Source organism: Frigoribacterium sp. 9N, from assembly GCF_902506305.1.
Taxonomy (GTDB): Bacteria; Actinomycetota; Actinomycetes; order Actinomycetales; family Microbacteriaceae; genus Frigoribacterium.
This window is the reverse complement of record NZ_LR733392.1, coordinates 110,030-126,468: the sequence shown is the minus strand read 5'-3', so window position 1 is coordinate 126,468 and position 16,439 is coordinate 110,030. Positions and strand designations below refer to the sequence as shown.

At 70.9% G+C, this 16,439-nt stretch carries 15 protein-coding genes; 9 read left to right on the top strand and 6 right to left on the bottom strand.

Features of this window, described 5'->3' with window-relative positions; all coding sequences use genetic code 11:
* Window positions 1-113: 113 nt before the first annotated feature.
* The gene (locus ARTHRO9V_RS03700) at window positions 114-743 is read left to right on the top strand and encodes an exonuclease domain-containing protein (protein ID WP_159825649.1); all 630 of its coding nucleotides are present in this window, start codon (window positions 114-116) and stop codon (window positions 741-743) included.
* A 105-nt stretch (window positions 744-848) separates the two neighbouring features.
* On the top strand, window positions 849-2,123 hold the full coding sequence (locus ARTHRO9V_RS03695; RefSeq protein WP_159825647.1) for a DNA recombination protein RmuC: 1,275 nt from the start codon (window positions 849-851) through the stop codon (window positions 2,121-2,123).
* Between the two features lie 58 nt (window positions 2,124-2,181).
* Here ARTHRO9V_RS03695 and glpX read toward each other — a convergent pair whose 3' ends face one another.
* Window positions 2,182-3,180, bottom strand: a complete 999-nt coding sequence (glpX, locus tag ARTHRO9V_RS03690) for a class II fructose-bisphosphatase (RefSeq protein ID WP_043597850.1) — start codon at window positions 3,178-3,180, stop codon at window positions 2,182-2,184.
* A gap of 111 nt (window positions 3,181-3,291) precedes the next feature.
* Here glpX and fbaA point away from each other — a divergent pair, with 111 nt between their 5' ends.
* The gene (gene fbaA, locus ARTHRO9V_RS03685) at window positions 3,292-4,320 is read left to right on the top strand and encodes a class II fructose-bisphosphate aldolase (protein WP_159825645.1); all 1,029 of its coding nucleotides are present in this window, start codon (window positions 3,292-3,294) and stop codon (window positions 4,318-4,320) included.
* 76 nt (window positions 4,321-4,396) lie between these two features.
* On the opposite strand, the gene ARTHRO9V_RS03680 is transcribed toward fbaA, so the two are convergent.
* Both ARTHRO9V_RS03680 and ARTHRO9V_RS03675 read right to left on the bottom strand, forming a co-directional pair.
* Window positions 4,397-4,978, bottom strand: a complete 582-nt coding sequence (locus ARTHRO9V_RS03680) for a DUF6264 family protein (RefSeq protein WP_159825643.1) — start codon at window positions 4,976-4,978, stop codon at window positions 4,397-4,399.
* A complete protein-coding gene (locus ARTHRO9V_RS03675; RefSeq protein WP_233568507.1) occupies window positions 4,975-6,039 on the bottom strand; it encodes a 4-hydroxy-3-methylbut-2-enyl diphosphate reductase in 1,065 nt (354 codons plus the stop codon). Before ARTHRO9V_RS03675 ends, ARTHRO9V_RS03680 begins: the two co-directional genes overlap by 4 nt.
* 124 nt (window positions 6,040-6,163) lie before the next feature.
* Between ARTHRO9V_RS03675 and xseA the strand changes: the two genes are divergently transcribed.
* The 5 genes from xseA to ARTHRO9V_RS03650 all read left to right on the top strand — a co-directional run bounded on the left by xseA (window position 6,164) and on the right by ARTHRO9V_RS03650 (window position 10,592).
* Complete coding sequence (gene xseA, locus ARTHRO9V_RS03670; protein ID WP_159825641.1) at window positions 6,164-7,453, top strand: exodeoxyribonuclease VII large subunit; 1,290 nt, start codon at window positions 6,164-6,166, stop codon at window positions 7,451-7,453.
* Window positions 7,454-7,462: 9 nt separating this feature from the next.
* Window positions 7,463-7,693 (top strand): exodeoxyribonuclease VII small subunit, encoded by a 231-nt coding sequence (locus ARTHRO9V_RS03665; protein ID WP_123571591.1) that lies wholly within the window; start codon window positions 7,463-7,465, stop codon window positions 7,691-7,693.
* On the top strand, window positions 7,690-8,373 hold the full coding sequence (locus tag ARTHRO9V_RS03660) for a DUF4245 domain-containing protein (RefSeq protein ID WP_056048791.1): 684 nt from the start codon (window positions 7,690-7,692) through the stop codon (window positions 8,371-8,373). The genes ARTHRO9V_RS03665 and ARTHRO9V_RS03660 overlap by 4 nt, the downstream gene beginning before the upstream one ends.
* Window positions 8,374-8,515: 142 nt before the next feature.
* Entirely contained in the window at window positions 8,516-9,106 is a 591-nt protein-coding gene (locus ARTHRO9V_RS03655) for a carbonic anhydrase (protein ID WP_056049244.1), read from the top strand.
* 85 nt (window positions 9,107-9,191) lie between these two features.
* On the top strand, window positions 9,192-10,592 hold the full coding sequence (locus tag ARTHRO9V_RS03650; RefSeq protein WP_255350807.1) for a class II fumarate hydratase: 1,401 nt from the start codon (window positions 9,192-9,194) through the stop codon (window positions 10,590-10,592).
* A gap of 276 nt (window positions 10,593-10,868) precedes the next feature.
* On the opposite strand, the gene ARTHRO9V_RS03645 is transcribed toward ARTHRO9V_RS03650, so the two are convergent.
* The gene (locus ARTHRO9V_RS03645) at window positions 10,869-11,354 is read right to left on the bottom strand and encodes a hypothetical protein (protein WP_159825639.1); all 486 of its coding nucleotides are present in this window, start codon (window positions 11,352-11,354) and stop codon (window positions 10,869-10,871) included.
* A gap of 512 nt (window positions 11,355-11,866) precedes the next feature.
* Here ARTHRO9V_RS03645 and ARTHRO9V_RS03640 point away from each other — a divergent pair.
* Window positions 11,867-12,223: a hypothetical protein gene (locus ARTHRO9V_RS03640; protein ID WP_159825637.1), complete on the top strand. Its 357-nt coding sequence runs from the start codon at window positions 11,867-11,869 to the stop codon at window positions 12,221-12,223.
* 1,174 nt (window positions 12,224-13,397) lie between these two features.
* Here ARTHRO9V_RS03640 and ARTHRO9V_RS03635 read toward each other — a convergent pair.
* Together ARTHRO9V_RS03635 and ARTHRO9V_RS03630 are read right to left on the bottom strand one after the other, a co-directional pair.
* On the bottom strand, window positions 13,398-14,741 hold the full coding sequence (locus tag ARTHRO9V_RS03635) for a PhoH family protein (protein WP_236557068.1): 1,344 nt from the start codon (window positions 14,739-14,741) through the stop codon (window positions 13,398-13,400).
* A 258-nt stretch (window positions 14,742-14,999) separates the two neighbouring features.
* A complete protein-coding gene (locus ARTHRO9V_RS03630; RefSeq protein ID WP_056048799.1) occupies window positions 15,000-16,127 on the bottom strand; it encodes an aminotransferase class V-fold PLP-dependent enzyme in 1,128 nt (375 codons plus the stop codon).
* Window positions 16,128-16,439 lie beyond the last annotated feature (312 nt).

Sequence of the window (16,439 nt, the reverse complement as noted above, 5' to 3'; positions counted from 1 at the left end):
CAAGCGTACCGGGCCTGCCGAGCCGTGCCGTCGGAACCGCGTCCGCTGTGGAGGGAACGGTCGCCCACCGCGCCTGTGGAGGCGGTGTCGGAGGCGCGTGAGAGCATGAGTCAATGCCCATCGACTTCACCGCGATCGACTTCGAGACCGCGAACTCGAGCAGCGCCAGTGCCTGCTCCGTCGGCCTCGTCAAGGTCCGCGACGGCGTCGTCGTCGACAAGGTCGGCTGGTTGATCCAGCCACCCACCGGGCACGACGAGTTCTCCGAGTGGAACACCCGCATCCACGGCATCGTCGCGAACGACGTCGTCGGCGCCTTCGGCTGGGCCGAACAGTTCGAGCTGCTCGCCGACTTCGCCGGCGACGACGTCTTCGTCGCCCACAACGCCGGCTTTGACATGGGCGTCATCAAGGCCGCCTGCGCGGCGACCGGGCTCACCCCTCCCCCGTGGTCGTACCTCTGCAGCCTGCAGGTCGCCCGCAAGACCTACTCGCTCGACTCGTACCGGCTGCCGATCGCCGCGACGGCCGCCGGGTTCGACGCCTTCTCCCACCACGACGCCCTCGCCGACGCCGAGGCCTGTGCGGCCATCGTCGCCCACGCCGCACTGTTCCACGGCGCCTCCGACCTGGCCGAACTCGCGACGATCGCGTCGGTCAAGGTGAAGGTGCTGCAGCCGGCCGGGGCGCCGACGGCGCCCGTCGTGCCCCGGGCCGACCGACGCCCGATGGCCTTCGGCTAGGCGCCTCCGTCACGCCAGCCCGGCACGTTCGGGGCACGTCGGTCTCCCTCGACCCCACCGCGTCGACTCCCGACCGGTGTCGGTGGCCGCTGCCACACTTCCGCCATGCCCCTTCCGCTCGCGCTGTTCCTCGCCCTGCTGCTCGGTCTCGTCCTCGGCGTCGCCGTCGGGGCACTGGTCGCCCGCACCCGCGCCGCGGAGGCGACGGCACGCCTGTCGTCCGACCTCGCCACAGCCCGCGCCGTGGCCGACGCATCGCGCGAGCGCCTCGAGGGTCAGGACGACCAGTACCGTCGACAGATCGCGCAGCAAGAAGACCGCCTCCGTGAGTTCCAGGACCGCCTCCGCGACGTCCGCATCGCCGAGGCCGAGAGGGCACGCACCGACGGTCAGGTGCTCGTCGCGCTCAGCCCGGTGGCCGAGAGCCTGCAGGCCGTCCAGCAGAAGGTGGCCGAGCTCGAAGCCGAACGCACCCTCCAGTACGGCGCCCTCAGCGAGCAGCTCCGCACCGCCGCCGAATCGGGTGAACGGCTCCGCGGGACGGCCGAGTCGCTCGCCTCCGCGCTGAAGTCGAACAGCACGCGCGGCGTCTGGGGCGAGACCCAGTTGCGCAACGTCGTGCAGGCCGCGGGTCTCGTCGAGCGCGTCGACTTCGACGTGCAGACGTCGATCTCGTCGGACGCCGGCTCCGGTCGCCCCGACATGGTGGTGCACCTCCCCGGCGGCAAGAACATCGCGGTCGACGCCAAGGTGCCGTTCTCCGCCTACCTCGAGGCCAGCGCCATCCCCGCATCCGCCACGGGCGACGAGGGCGCACGACGCGACCAGCTGGTCCGGCAGCACGTCAAGGCACTGCGGGCCCACGTCGACGCCCTGGCGGGCAAGACGTACTGGGCCGGGCTCGAGTCCTCGCCCGAGCTGGTCATCGCGTTCATCCCGAGCGAGTCGCTCGTGTCGTCCGCCCTCGAGGCCGACCCGGCCCTGATGGACTACGCCTTCCAGAAGCGCGTCGCCCTCGCCTCGCCCGTGACCCTCTGGTCGGTGCTCAAGACCGTCGCCTTCAGCTGGCAACAGGACGTCGTCACCGCCGAGGCGAAAGAGCTCTTCGACCTCAGCCGCGAACTCTACGGTCGGCTGTCGACCATGGCCGGCCACGTCGACAAGCTCGGCCGGTCGCTGCGCGCCGGCGTCACGGACTACAACCGGTTCGTCGGGTCGCTCGAGCGGACGGTCCTCCCATCGGCCCGTCGGCTCAGCATGCTCGACGAGTCCAAGGTCCTCGCGACCCCGACGATCGTCGAGGAGTCCCCCCGAGAACTCACCGCCCCCGAGCTCGCGTCGGCTCTCGGTGACCGCAGCACCGACCACGCCTACCCCTGATGCGGCGAACGCCCGGCCGAGGCCGGGCGTTCGTCGTGTCAGGCGGGTGTCGCGCCGATCAGGCCTTCTCGCCGTACCACTTCGAGACGAGGTGGTCGGCCTCGACCCGGCGGATGGTGCCCGAGTGCGAGCGCAACACGATGCTCGAGGTGCGGATCATGCCCTGCTTGCGCGTGACGCCCGCGACGAGCGCGCCGTCGGTGACACCCGTGGCGACGAAGTACGCGTTGTCGCCCGTGACGAGGTCGTCCTGGTCGAGGACGCGGTCGAGGTCGTGACCGGCGTCGATCGCCTTCTGGCGCTCGGCGTCGTCCTTCGGGGCGAGGCGGGCGAGGATCAGGCCGTCGAGGGCCTTGACCGCGCAGGCCGTGATGATGCCCTCGGGCGTGCCACCGACACCGACGCACATGTCGATGCGGGAGTCGGGACGGGCGGCGTTGATGCCACCGGCGACGTCACCGTCGAGGAGCAGGCGGGTCGACGCGCCCACGGCCCGGATCTCGGCGATGAGGTCGGCGTGACGGGGACGGTCGAGCACGGCGATCTGCATGTCCTCGACGGCGATGCCCTTGGCGGCGGCCAGGGCGGTGATGTTCTCGCCGATGGGACGGTCGAGGTCGATGATGCCGCGGCCCTCGGGGCCCGTGACGATCTTGTCCATGTAGAAGACGGCGCTGGGGTCGTACATGCTGCCGCGGTCGCTGACGGCGATCACCGAGAGGGCGTTCATGCGTCCCGCCGCGGTGAGGCTCGTGCCGTCGATGGGGTCGACGGCGATGTCGCAGGCCGGGCCGAAGCCGTTGCCGACGTGCTCGCCGTTGAAGAGCATCGGGGCTTCGTCCTTTTCGCCCTCGCCGATCACGACCACGCCGTCGAACGCCACCGTGCCCAAGAACTTGCGCATGGCGTCGACCGCGGCCTTGTCGGCGGCGTTCTTGTCGCCCTTGCCGATGAACGGCGCCGAACGGATCGCGGCCGCCTCGGTGGCCCGGACCAGTTCCATGCCGAGGTTGCGGTCGGGGTGCGAGTAGAGGGTTCCGGAATCCGTGTCAGCCATGCTCCGGATCTTACCCGCGCCGCGCCTCCCGACCGGGCTTCGACGACCAGGACGAACAGACGTGCGCTGACTAGGGTGGATGAGCCACCAGCCGTGATCGAAGGAGATTCAATGCCCGTCGCAACCCCCGAGCAGTACGCCGAGATGCTCGACAAGGCGAAGAACAAGGGCTTCGCCTACCCCGCCGTCAACGTCTCGTCGTCGCAGACGATCAACTCCGTGCTGCAGGGCCTGACCGAAGCGGGCAGCGACGGCATCATCCAGGTCACCACCGGCGGCGCCGACTACTTCGCCGGCCACACCGTCAAGAACCGCGCCGCGGGAGCCATCGCCTTCGCCAAGTTCGCGACCGAGGTCGCGAAGAACTACCCGGTGACCGTCGCCCTCCACACCGACCACTGCCCGAAGGACGCCCTCGACGGCTTCGTGCTCCCGCTGATCGCCGCCTCCGAAGAAGAGGTCCGGGCCGGTCGCAACCCGCTGTTCCAGTCGCACATGTGGGACGGCTCGGCCGTCCCGCTCGACGAGAACATCTCGATCGCGCAGGACATGCTGAAGCGCACCAAGGCCATCAACGCCATCCTCGAGGTCGAGATCGGCGTCGTCGGCGGCGAAGAAGACGGCGTGCAGCACGAAGGCACCAACGACGCGCTCTACACCACGGTGGGCGACGTCACCCGCGTGGTCGAGGCGCTCGGCCTCGGCGAACACGGCCGCTACATCGCCGCCCTCACCTTCGGCAACGTGCACGGCGTGTACAAGCCGGGCAACGTCAAGCTGCGTCCCGAACTGCTCGGCGAGATCCAGCAGGGCATCCAAGAGAAGTTCGGCACCGCCGCGAAGCCCCTCGAACTCGTCTTCCACGGTGGTTCGGGGTCGTCCGACGCCGAGATCGCCGAGGCAGTCTCGAACGGCGTCGTCAAGATGAACCTCGACACCGACACGCAGTACGCCTTCAGCCGGTCCATCGCCGACACCGTGTTGAAGAACTACGACGGGTTCCTCAAGGTCGACGGCGAGGTCGGCAACAAGAAACAGTACGACCCCCGCGCCTGGGGCAAGGTCGCCGAGAGCGCCATGGCCGCCCGCGTCGTCGAGGCGACGAAGCAGCTCGGGTCGTACGGTCAGTCGGCGAGCTGACCCGCGCCTCCTGGTCGCACGACGAAGCCCCCGAGCGAGTGCTCGGGGGCTTCGTCGTGGGAGCGAGGGGTGGACGTCAGTTCGACCCCGAGAAGTAGTCGTTCGTGAAGCTCTGCATCGCCTCGGCGAAAGCCGGATCGCCCATCAAGATCGCTGCCGCCCCGAAGCCCTGCACGAGGCCGAAGACCACACCGGCGACGAGGGGCACCACGAAGCCGAGACGCCCGGCGCGCAGCCGCCGGAGGGTCCACCAGGTCGAGACGGCGAACAGCGTCACGGCCAACACGGCCATGACGACCCCGAAGGTCTGCAGCGCAGCGGACGAGCCGAACCCCGAGAGGTCGAGCCCGAACGTCTCGAACTGGGCGAGCTGCGTCGTCGCGTAACCGGGCACGCGGGCGACGGCCTGGATCGCCCCGAAGGCTCCCAGTCCGATCAGGGCGAACGTCGCCACCCGGTCGATGCGCCGCCCGGTCGAGAGCGCAGGAGGCGCGGTGCGGGTCTCGTCACCGGGGCGGACGTCGGTCGAGACCGCGGGCCGGGCGTCCTGACCGGCGACCCGCGCCTCCTCGGTGGCGTCGGCCTCGGCCGCGGCCGGATTGACCCAGCCCTCGGGCGCGTACTCGCCGTAGCGCGGCTTCGGTCGGTCGTCGGTCATCGGGTGCGACCGCCGAGGCCGCGGGCGTCGACCTGGCCCGTCGCGTCTTTCCGCAGCTCTTTCGGCAGTGAGAACATCAGGTCTTCCTCAGCCGTGACGACCTCGTGGACGTCGACGTAGCCGGCGTCCGACAGGTCGGCCAGCACCTCGTCGACGAGCACCTCGGGAACCGACGCGCCGGAGGTGACCCCCACCGTCTCGACGCCGTCGAGCCACTCCTGCTTGATCTCGTTCGTGTAGTCGACGCGGTAGGCGGCCTTGGCGCCGTGCTCGAGGGCGACCTCGACGAGACGCACGCTGTTGGAGCTGTTCGCCGATCCGACGACGATGACGAGGTCGGCGCCCTGGGCGACCTTCTTGATGGCGACCTGGCGGTTCTGCGTGGCGTAGCAGATGTCGTCGCTCGGGGGGTTCTGGATGTTCGGGAACCGCTCACGCAGTCGACGCACGGTCTCCATCGTCTCGTCGACGCTGAGGGTGGTCTGCGACAGCCAGACGAGGTTGTCGGGGTCGGCGACGACGAGGTCGTCGACCTCGCCCGGGTTCTGCACGAGGGTGGTGCGATCCGCCGCGTGGCCCATCGTGCCCTCGACCTCTTCGTGCCCGGCGTGGCCGATCAGGATGATGTGCCGGCCCTGGTTGCCGAAGCGCACGGCCTCGCGGTGGACCTTCGTGACGAGGGGGCAGGTCGCGTCGATGGCCTGCAGCTCGCGATCCGCCGCACCCTTCACGACGGCCGGCGAGACGCCGTGCGCGCTGAAGACGATGTGCGACCCCGGGGGGACCTCGTCGACCTCGTCGACGAAGATGGCCCCCTGGCTCTCGAGGGTCGCGACCACGTGCACGTTGTGGACGATCTGCTTGCGGACGTAGACGGGCGCGCCGTAGTGCTCGAGGGCTTTCTCGACCGCGATGACGGCGCGGTCGACGCCGGCGCAGTACCCGCGGGGTGCCGCGAGCAGCACCTGCTTGCGTCCGTTGACGGGGGTATCCTTTAGCCTGTTCCGCACCGCAGGAACACGCGGTGTCGGCAGGTCGATGGCGAGGGCGCCGTTGGAGATGTGGCTCACCCGACGAGTCTAGGTGTGCCGGACTGGTCGCGTACTGGGAGCGACCGCGCGGCCGGTCGATCACCGGGGTCGCCGCTCGTCCTGCCGGTGTCGACCACCCCTCGAACGGAGCTCCATGACGATCGTTCCCCCTCCCCCCACCGCCGAGTCCCCGTGGCCCGTCGGGCTCCTCGCGAGCAAGGTGCGCGACTGGATCGACCGCCTCGGGACGGCCTGGGTCGAGGGCGAGATCACCCAGTGGAACGTCTCGGGCGGGAACGTCTACGGCAAGCTCCGCGACCTCGAACAAGACGCGACCGTCTCGTTCTCGATCTGGTCCAGCGTGAAGTCACGCGTACCCGCCGACCTCAAGCAGGGCGACCGGGTCATCGCCGCCGTCAAGCCGAACTACTGGGTCAAGGGCGGCAGCCTCACGATGCAGGTCTTCGACATGCGCCACGTCGGGCTCGGCGACCTCCTCGAACGACTCGAGCGCCTCCGACGCCAGCTCACGGCCGAGGGGCTCTTCTCCCCCGAGCGCAAGCGAGCCCTGCCGTTCCTTCCCGGCTGCATCGGCCTCGTCACCGGCAAGGACAGCGACGCCGAGAAAGACGTCCTGCGCAACGCCCAGCTGAGATGGCCCTCGGTCTCGTTCCGCGTCGTGCACGCCGCGGTGCAGGGCGATCGCATGGTCGGCGAGGTCACGGCGGCGATCCAGCGCCTCGACGCCGACGACGAGGTCGACGTCATCATCGTCGCGCGAGGCGGCGGCGATTTCCAGAACCTCCTCGGCTTCAGCGACGAAGGCCTCGTCCGCGCCGTCTCGGAGTGCACCACGCCGGTCGTCAGCGCCATCGGGCACGAGGCGGACCGGCCGCTGCTCGACGACGTCGCCGACCTGCGCGCGTCCACGCCCACCGACGCCGCGAAACGGGTCGTCCCCGACGTGACCGAAGAACTGTCGCGCGTGCAACAGGCGCGCACCCGCATCGGAGTGCGTCTGACCTCGCTGGTCGCCACCGAGATCGACCGGCTCGAACAGATCCACAGCCGGCCGGTGCTGGCGTCGCCCCAGACCCTCGTCGACGTCCGGGCCGACGAGGTCGTCCGGGCGGTGGCCCGCGGCGAAGAACTCGTCGGCCGGGCCGTCGAGAGCGCGCACACCCGCGTCTCGGAGCTCACGGCCCAGCTGCGCGCCCTGTCGCCGCAGGGCACGCTGCGCCGCGGTTACGCGATCGTGCAGCTGCCGTCGGGCGGGGTGTTGCGGTCCCCCGCCGAGGCCCCCGCGGAGACGCGCCTGCTCGTGACCACCGACGGAGGCGCGGTGGGCGCCGTCAGCACCGGCGCCTCCTCCCCAGGCTCCGACGCTCCCGACGAGTCGTCACCCGTGGCGTCCGCCACGACCTCCGCCAGCACCCCTCGTTAGGATCGTCACGTGGACACCACCCCGACCAGCACCCCGCCCGACGTCTCGTCGCTCAGCTACGAGCAGGCCCGCGACGAGCTCGTGTCCGTCGTGTCCGAACTCGAGCAGGGCGCCTCGACCCTCGAGCGCTCGCTGGCCCTCTGGGAACGCGGCGAGGCGCTCGCCCGGCGCTGCGAAGAATGGTTGATGGGGGCGCGCGAGCGCCTCGAGGCGGCCCGCCGTCAGGTGTCGGCAGAATGACCTCCCCCTCCGACGGCGGCCCCCGGGGCTCGCGACGCCCCCGAGAGCCCCGCATCGTCGCCGAACTCGGCCGACCCGAGACCCCGGACGAGACCGCCGCGCGCAAGGCCGAGAACACCCGCAAGCACTACGCGAACCAGACGGCGATCAACCTGACCCTGTCGATCGTCGCCTCGCTCGGCATCGTGCTCTTCCTGGTGCTCGTCGTGGTCCGCCCGAGTGGCACGGTGAACCGGCAGGAGATCGACTACGTCCAGGTCGCGTCGCAGGCCCAGGCGAGCGTCGACGCCCCCCTGGCCGCGCCTCCGCTGCCCGACGGCTGGAGCTCGAACGCCGCCGAGGTCCGCTCCACGACCCGCGACGACGTACCGACCTGGTACGTGGGGTTGATCACGCCGGCCCAGCAGTTCATCGGGCTCGAACAGGGCATCGACGCCAATCCGACCTGGGTCAGCCTGCAGGTGCAGAACGCGGCGGCGACGTCGACCCGGTCGATCGGCGGTCTGACCTGGGACGTCTACGATCGGCGCGACGCCGACGACCCGGGCAACTACGCCTATGCCCTGACCACCACGGTCGACCGCAGCTCGTACGTGCTCTACGGCACGGCCGACGACGCCGAGTTCGACGTCCTGGCCACCTCCCTGGCCGAGCAGATCTCCAGCCAAGAAAGCGAATGACGTGACCCGACACGACCCCGCCGCCGGTGTGCCCGCCACCGCGGCCCCTTCCGCACCCGAGAACACCGCGACGTCCCTGCCCACGGACGTCTCGGCCATCGCGCCGGCGAGCGCGTCCGAGCCGGGGACGGCATGGAGCCGGATGGTGGACGGCAACCACCGCTTCGTCGAGGGGGCACCTCGCCACCCCCACCAGGACAGTGACCGGCGATCGTCCCTCGCTGCCGGTCAAGAGCCCGTGGCAGCCCTCTTCGGATGCGCCGACTCGCGACTGGCCGCCGAGATCATCTTCGACGTCGGCCTCGGTGACCTCTTCGTCGTGCGCAACGCCGGACAGGTGGTCGGCGACACCGTCATCGCCTCGCTCGAGTTCGCGGTCTCGGTGCTCCACGTCCCCCTCATCGTGGTGCTCGGCCACGACAGCTGCGGCGCCGTCGCTTCGGCCATCGACTCCATCGGTTCCGACGCCGCCCCCGGGTCGGCCTTCCTGGGTGGGCTGATCGACATGATCATGCCGTCGGTCGAGCGTGCCCAGCTCGACCTCGAGACGGGTGCCGACCTCGACCCCCGCACGGTCGGCCAATTGCACATCGAGGCGTCGGTCCGCACGCTCGTCGACCGGTCCGCCCTCATCGCGTCCGCCGTCGCGGACGGTAAGTTGGCCGTGGTCGGCGCGAACTACGACCTCGCCAACGGGCGGGTCGACCCTTCGGTCGTCGTCGGCCGACTCTGAACCGAGTCGGGGCGAACGCTCCGACGCCCCGCGCCCTCCACGGGCGCAGCAGCCCGGCAGGGCCCGAGGAAAGGACCACGACGTCGTGACCACATCCGAGACCGAGTATCGCATCGAGCACGACACGATGGGCGAGGTGCGGGTGCCCGCATCGGCCCTCTACCGCGCCCAGACGCAGCGTGCCGTCGAGAACTTCCCCATCAGCGGGGCCGGTCTCGAGCCGGCGCAGATCGTCGCGCTCGCTCGCATCAAGCGCGCGGCCGCCCTGGTGAACGGCGAGATGGGCATCATCGACCGACCCGTCGCCGATGCGATCGTCTCGGCCGCGGACCAGATCATCGGTGGCAGCCATCACGACCAGTTCCCGGTCGACGTCTACCAGACCGGCAGCGGCACGTCCTCGAACATGAACATGAACGAGGTACTCGCCACCCTCGCCGGAACGGTCGACGGCGTCGCCGTCCACCCCAACGACCACGTCAACGCGTCGCAGTCGTCGAACGACGTGTTCCCGACCTCGGTGCACGTCGCCGTCACGGGCGCGCTGCTGCACGACCTGGTGCCCGCCCTCGACCACCTGGCGGTCGCCCTCGAGAAGAAGGCCACGGCCTGGTCCGACGTGGTGAAGGCGGGCCGCACCCACCTCATGGACGCCACGCCGGTCACGCTCGGGCAGGAGTTCGGCGGCTACGCCCGCCAGATCCGTCTCGCGATCGAACGGGTGCAGAGCGCCCTGCCGCGCGTGGCAGAGGTCCCCCTGGGCGGAACGGCCACCGGCACCGGCATCAACACGCCCCAAGGCTTCCCGCAGCGGGTCATCGCCGCCCTCGCGGACGACAGCGGGCTGCCCGTCACCGAGGCGCTCGACCACTTCGAGGCGCAGGGGGCCCGCGACGCGCTCGTCGAGGCCTCCGGTGCCTTGCGCGTGCTCGCCGTGAGCCTCACCAAGATCAACAACGACATCCGCTGGATGGGCTCGGGGCCCAACGCGGGTCTCGGCGAGCTGCACATCCCCGACCTGCAGCCCGGCTCGTCGATCATGCCGGGCAAGGTCAACCCGGTCATCCCCGAGGCCGTCCTCATGGTCTCGGCACGGGTGATCGGCAACGACGCGACGATCGCCTGGGCCGGCGCGTCCGGAGCCTTCGAACTCAACGTGGCGATCCCCGTGATGGGGACGGCGTTGCTCGAGTCGATCCGCCTGCTCTCGAACGCCACCCGAGCGCTGGCGGACAAGACCGTCGACGGCCTCGAGGCCAACGTCGAGCACGCCCGGGCCCTCGCCGAGTCGTCTCCGTCGATCGTGACGCCGCTGAACCGCGTCATCGGCTACGAGGCCGCGGCGAAGGTGGCCAAGCACGCGGTGGCCCAGAAGCTCACCGTTCGCGAGGCCGTCGTCGATCTCGGGTTCGTCGAGCGGGGCGAGGTCACCGAGCAGCAGCTCGACACCGCACTCGACGTGCTCAGCATGACCCACCCGGGCTGAGCCTCCGGCCTGCGTCCAGCCCAGAGCGGTCCGGGTCGAGCCCTCCGGCCTGAGCCCATCCCCGGCCGGCCCGGACCACAGCACGTCGAGGAGGCGCGCGTCCGTCATCGACGGACACGCGCCTCCTCGGCGTTTCGGCTTCTCTACCCTCTCTCGCCTGCCTGTTCGCGTTCCCGTTCCCGTTCCCGTTCCCGTTCCCGTTCCCGTTCCCGTTCTCGTTCCCGTTCCCGTTCCCGTTCCCGTTCCCGTCGACGGTGGCACGCCGCGACGCGGACCTCACGGAACCGTCACGACGGCATCGACGGCGACGGCCACCGACGGGCTGGCCACGACACACCAGAACGCCGCGAGCAGGCACGGCCCGAAAGGGATGCCTCGGCTGACCGATGCCAGCCCTGGCCGCGGAGGCGTGCCGGCCCGTCGCGGCCTCGAGCCCAACGTCCGAACGCCGGCCACACCGATCGCAAACGTTCCGGCAAGAGCCCAGAGACCCAGGAGGGCCGCCGGGCTACCCGTCGCGACGAGTCCGCTCAACACGGCGCCGAGCTTGACGTCCCCCATGCCCAGGCCGCCGGCGATGGCAGCCACCAGGCCGAGCCCGGCGGCGACCAGGGCGAAGGCCAAGCTCGTGGCCGCCGTGGCGATACCGCCCCCTGCGACGAGCAGGACGGTCGACACCCCCCACGCACCCGCGGCCACTCCGACGAGGACGTTCGGCAGTCGACGCTCGGCGATGTCGATCCGGACCAGGGCCGGAGTCACGGCTGCGACTCCGAGACACCCGACGAGCATCACCGCCCCGGCGCTCGCGCCCGTGAGGGGACCGGCATGCAGTGTGGCGGCAGCGACCGTGACCGCCGACAGTGCAGCCGCGGCGACTGCTTCGAGGGCCTGCGTGCGCTCCTGTCGCGGCCCATCACCGCCTCGAACCGCTTCCCCGTCCGACGGGCGCGTCCCGTCCGGCGAGCCCGTCCCGTCCGGGGACACCGTTCCGTCCGGGGACACCGTCTCGTCCAGCGACACCGTCCCGTCCGGCGAGCCCGTCCCGTCCGGCGACACCGACTCGTCCACGAGACCTTCCGGCGAGCTCACGATGCTCCTGATGACGAAGCCGACGCCGATCCTGACCGACCCGGCGGCGGAGTACGTCCCCGAGCTGGTCGGACCAGATGCCACGGGCGTCGACCTCGCGTGCGCCGGGTTCGCGGACGGGGGGCACGGCCCATCGTCACGACGAGTCGCCGTCGAGGTCGCCGGGCGTCGTCGAGCACCGCGTGCACGGCCTCGACGATGAGCGATCGATGGTCGCGCACCATCTCGTAGCTCGCTCGAAGGGCGGTTCGTCCCTGGACCGTGATCGCGAGGTCCTTCAGACGGTCCGCGTCGAACGTGTCGCCGTGCCACCTGCGCCCGTCGAGTTCGAGGGCGACGACACCGTCGACGACGACGTCGATGCGGCGGCGATCCTCCGGGTCGACCCGGGTCTGGGACTCGACGCGGTGCCCCAGGTCGGCGAACGTCACCCGCATGACGCTCTCGATGAAGCTCTCGCTCCGCGGATCGGCCCAGTCGACGATGCCCCTCACATCCGCAGGAGCCTCGGCGAAGGCCGCGTGCAGTCCGGCGACTGAGAAGTGACCGCTCGACAGCGCCCAGTCCAGGAGGGCGACGGCCTCGTCGAGAGGAGCCGCCGTCACGGCGTCCACCAGGGCGGTGCCGACGGGAACGGCCCAGGCCGCTCGCCGTGCGTCCTCCGATCCGTGTTCGTCGTCATCCGGCGGACGGGGCACCGTCCCGGGTGACGGACGAGGGGGCACGCGCCCGTCGGAGCGCCACAGCACCCTCGCACCGTGCCTGGCCCGGAGACGTGAGGCTCCAGGGGGCACCACGACGCTGACGATCGGAACGGTGGTCCACATCCACGCCCCGAGGAGGGCCAAGAGCGACGTCCCGGTCAACCTGCCCCCGATGCGCACGGCCTCGTACCGTGCGTCCCCCGGCGCGAAGGTCGTGTACCACCCGCGTCGGGCACGGTGAACGTGCCCCGATCGCACTGCTGCGGTGAGCATCCGGTCGGTGGCTCCGAGGGCGACGAGATCCCGCTTGTGGAGGACGCCGCCCGCTTTTCTGACGTGGGTCGCGATCTGCTGCATGCCGACAGGCTGACGCGACCCGCGCCTCCTCCGCGGCGCACGAGAGCCCGCCGGTGGAGAACGTCCGCGTCGCGCGAGGTGGGGCCGAGGCGTCCCTCACGGCGGCTCGTCGACCCCGCGGCGCGCCCGTGCCCGCGCCCACGCCCGCGCCCCGCGCCCGTCCGGGCGTTCCCGACCATGCTGGCAAGTCCGGAGAATACCGCCCACCGACCTCGACACGGCCTCGAACCGTGTCGGACTGCTGAGTTGCCGACCGGCAGGTGGTCCCTCGTGCCGGTCGAGCACGGCACGGGTCGCACCGAGACGCCGACTCGTCACGGACCACCGAGAACCAGGCGACCCCGAGCACGGTCCGGTGGGCAACTCAGGAGAACGGCGACCAGGTGCGGCCCTGACTCCTCGCAGCCTGCCGATCGCCGGAGTTGCCGACACGACGCGCGGTGCCGGACACGCAGGAGGCGCGACGCCAGACCGCAGGACGCGCGGCGCCGGACACGCAGGACGCGCGGCGCCAGACACGCAGGACGCGCGGCGCCGGACACGCCGGACGCGCGGCGCCGGACACGCCGGACGCGCGGCGCCAGACCGCAGGAGCCGCGGCGCCGGACCGCGGGAGGCGCGGGTCAGGTGACCCGCGCCTCCTGCGTCCCTGCTACACCAGGTCGTTCGACTCGAGCATCTCGGTGACGAGGGCGGCGATCGCGGACCTCTCGGAGCGGGTCAGCGTCACGTGACCGAACAGCGGGTGACCCTTGAGCGTCTCGATGACCGAGGCGACCCCGTCGTGCCGGCCGACGCGCAGGTTGTCGCGCTGCGCCACGTCGTGGGTCAGCACCACTCGCGAGTTCTGGCCGATGCGACTCAGGACGGTCAGCAGCACGTTGCGCTCGAGGGACTGCGCCTCGTCGACGATCACGAAGGCGTCGTGCAACGACCGGCCCCGGATGTGCGTCAGGGGCAGGACCTCGAGGATGCCCCGCTCGACCACCTCGTCGAGGACGTTCTGGGACACGATCGCGCCCAGCGTGTCGAAGACGGCTTGCGCCCACGGGTTCATCTTCTCGCCGGCGTCGCCCGGGAGGAACCCCAGGTCTTGGCCGCCCACCGCGTAGAGCGGGCGGAACACCATGATCTTCTTGTGCTGCTGCTTCTCGAGGACGGCCTCGAGGCCGGCGCAGAGAGCGAGGGCCGATTTGCCCGTGCCGGCGCTGCCGCCCAGCGAGACGATGCCCACCTCGGGGTCGAGCAGCAGGTCGATCGCGAGGCGCTGCTCGGCCGATCGACCGTGCAGCCCGAAGACGTCGCGATCGCCGCGGACGAGACGAGCCTCGCCGCGGGCGACCACGCGCCCCAGTGCCGAGCCGCGCTCCGAGTGCACCACCACCCCGGTGTTCACGGGGACGTCCGCGAGTGCGCGGGCGGAGATCTTCTCGGACTCGTAGAACGAGGCCATCTGCTCGCTCGAGACGTCGATCGAGGTCTGCCCGGTGTACCCGCTGTCGACGACCTGTTCGGCCCGGTATTCTTCGGCGGCCAGTCCGATCGACGCGGCCTTCACCCGCAGGGGCAGGTCTTTCGAGACGACCGTGACGGCCAGCCCGTCGGCGGCGAGGTTCGACGCGACGGCGAGGATGCGCGAGTCGGCGTCGTTCAACTGCAGGCCCGAGGGCAGGACCGACATGTTCGAGTGGTTGAGCTCGACCCGCAGGGAGCCCCCGTCACCCACGGCCACCGGGAAGTCGAGACGGTCGTGCTTCACGCGGAGGTCGTCGAGCAGGCGCAGGGCTTGACGCGCGAAGTAGCCCAGCTCGGGGTCGTGACGTTTGCCCTCGAGTTCGCTGACGACGACGACGGGAAGCACCACGTCGTGCTCGGCGAAGCGGAAGAGCGCCTGCGGATCGGACAGCAACACCGAGGTGTCGAGCACGTACGTGCGTTGTGCGACCGACTGGTCACCCCCCGCCGTTGCTGCGGTGTTGCGTTCGGTTGAGGTGATGTTCGACGCGGTCACGACCACTCCGTCCTCGGGCGGCTGGGCACCCGGGTACCTTCGGCAGAGACGGCCGCGGAGCAGTTGCGAGGCGAACTTTCGTGGCCGTCTCGATCGGGCTCCTTGCCCGATGTGAAGAACCTACGACGCGCCTCCGACATCCGCATCATCGACGCCACCGTGTCGTGTGACGATCAGGTGAACGACCCTCATGTAACGGTCGAGGGTGCGGCGCGCGAGCCCCACCCCGCAGGGCGGTCCCGCCTAGTAGAAGACGGTCGTGCCGAACGAGGTGAACGCACCCCGCAGCATCTCGAACGAATCGTCGCCCGTGGACACGTGCACGCTCAGCCGCACGGTCGTGTCGCGCACGGTGGCCGTGACCCCGTGGTTGATCAGTGCGGCCGTCAGCGTCGTCATCTGGTCGAGGGCGGGTTCGAGCACGACGATGCCGGCGCGCTCCGCCTCGTCGCGCGGCGAGACCACCGGCACCGCGAACTCGTCGGCGAGGTCGATCACCCGCGTGGCCCGCTCGGCCACGGCCCGCGAGACGGCGGCGACGCCCACGTCGGCGAGGTCCTCGAGGGCCGTGGCGAGGCGCGCCTGGGCGATGGGGTCGGGATTCGTCAGCTGGAACGCCGCAGCACCCGGGCGGGTCGGCTGCCGTCCGTGGTACGAGCCGCCGAGGGTCAGGTCGCTCCCGGCGACACCGCTGAACACCGGTGTCAGGGCCGAGAGAGCGCGGTCGCTCAGGGCCAGGAAGCCCGTCCCCCACCCGGCGCGGACCCACTTCTGACCGCCCGACGCCACGACGTCGGCCACGGCGTAGGGCGCGTCGACCACACCGAACCCCTGGATCGCGTCGACGATCAGCAACCGGTCGCCGATCACCTGGCGGATGCCCTCGAGGTCGACCAGGTACCCCGTGCGGTAGTCCACCAGGCTGACGGCCACGGCGGTGACCGAGTCGGTGAGGTGACGCTGCACCACGGCCGGCGTGACCACGTCGTGGTCGAGGTCCATCCAGACCGGCTCGAGCACGCGCAGGGCCTCGGAGGAGCGGGTCGCCGCGACGGGCATGCTCGGGTAGTCGCGCGGCGACATGAGCACCTGCCCGGTGAGACCGAACAGCGTGTGCGTGAGCCCTTCGCTCGTGTTCGGCTGGAAGACGACGTGGTCGGGTGCGAAGCCGACGAGGGACGAGATCGCCCGTCCGACGCGACCGGCCTGCTCGGTCAGGGCGATCTCGGACCCGAAGCGGGCCCTCGCCTGCACCTCGACCAACGAGCGCTGCTCGTCGGCGACGGAGCTCGAGATGGGACCCCACTTCGCGAAGTCGAAGTATCCGGGCTCGTCGGTGAACCCCGAGGCGAGGTCGTCGATGGTCTTCACGGTGTTCTCCTAGGCGGCGGTGACTGGTCCACCGTAGTGCCGTCCGCGGTCCGCCGACCCGCGCCTCCTCGTCCGGTCGTCCGCGCGGGGGCGTGCGCGGCAGGCCCGCACACGGCCGGCAACTCAGGAGAACGACACACCAGAACCCCACCTGGAGGCGCGGCGCAGCCGGATTCCGGAGTTGCCGGCACCAGCCCGGTCACCGCGCCGGCGGCCGCTCGGGCGTCAGCTGCCGTAGCGCCGGTGCGGGAGGGCGAAGTCGCGCACGGCCCGCAACTCAGGAGAACGACACACCAGAACCCCACCTGGAGG